Annotated in this window: 1 protein-coding gene; it reads left to right on the forward strand. The window is 69.4% G+C overall.

Annotated features, from left to right (window positions below; translation table 11 throughout):
• Window positions 1-1,109, forward strand: a 1,109-nt coding sequence (locus Mth01_RS29325; protein ID WP_239090097.1) for a M4 family metallopeptidase, incomplete at both ends; no start/stop codon positions are given.

The raw sequence follows: 1,109 nt of genomic DNA on the forward strand, positions 1-1,109 counted from the left end.
GCCATCGCCAGCGCCGACAAGGCTCTTGCCGGGGACGCGGCGGCGCTGCGCAAGTCGGACGATGACGAGTTCAAGCTGGTACGGAGCATCGCCGGCACCCGCGGCCTGCAGTACCTGACCTACGAGCGCAGCTACCGCGGCCTGCCCGTCTACGGCGGCGACGTGATCGTCTCCACCGACAAGACCGGCCAGGTCGTCGACAACGTCGTCACCGGCCAGCAGGCCACGGTGGACGTCAACCCCAAGGCCACCGTCAAGGCGGACGCGGCGGCGGCCACGGCCCGCGCCGAGCTGGCCAAGGTGGAGGACACGAAGGCGCCGGAGCTGCTGGTCCACGCCACGACCAGGACGCCGCGCCTGGCGTGGGAGGTCGTGGTCACCGGCACCAGTAAGAAGAACGCCCCGAGCGTGCTGCACGTCTACGTCGACGCGCGCACCGGCAAGGTGATCGACTCCTGGGACGAGGTCCGGGCCGGCACCGGCCGGGGTGCCCTGGTCGGCCAGGTGAACATCGACACCGGCCGCTCCGGCAGCTCGTACACCATGGCCGACCCGAACCGGCCCGGCCTGCAGTGTGGCGGGCAGAACGGCGCCGCCTACACCAAGAGCAGCGACAGCTGGGGCAACGGCTCGGGCACCGACCTGGAGACCGCCTGCGTGGACGCGATGTACGCCGCGCAGAAGGAATGGGACATGCTGCGCGACTGGCTGGGCCGTAACGGCCACAGCGGTTCGGGCCGTTCCTTCTCGATGCGGGTCGGCCTCAACGCGGTCAACGCCTACTGGTACGGCAGCTACACCGCCTTCGGCTACAACCAGGCCCGCACCAACCAGCTGACCTCGATGGACGTGGTCGGCCACGAGCTCGGTCACGCGATCTTCCAGTACTCCGGCTCGGGTAACGGCAGCGGCAACGAGGAAGGCGGGCTGAACGAGTCCACCGGCGACATCTTCGGCGCGCTGACCGAGCACTACGCCAACAACCCCAGCGACCCGCCGGACTACCTCGTCGGGGAGGAGATCAACCTCGCCGGCCAGGGCCCGATCCGCAACATGTACAACCCGGGCGCCAAGGGCCACCCCAACTGCTACAGCTCCTCGATCCCCAA

Source organism: Sphaerimonospora thailandensis, from assembly GCF_016863115.1.
Taxonomy (GTDB): Bacteria; Actinomycetota; Actinomycetes; order Streptosporangiales; family Streptosporangiaceae; genus Sphaerimonospora; species Sphaerimonospora cavernae.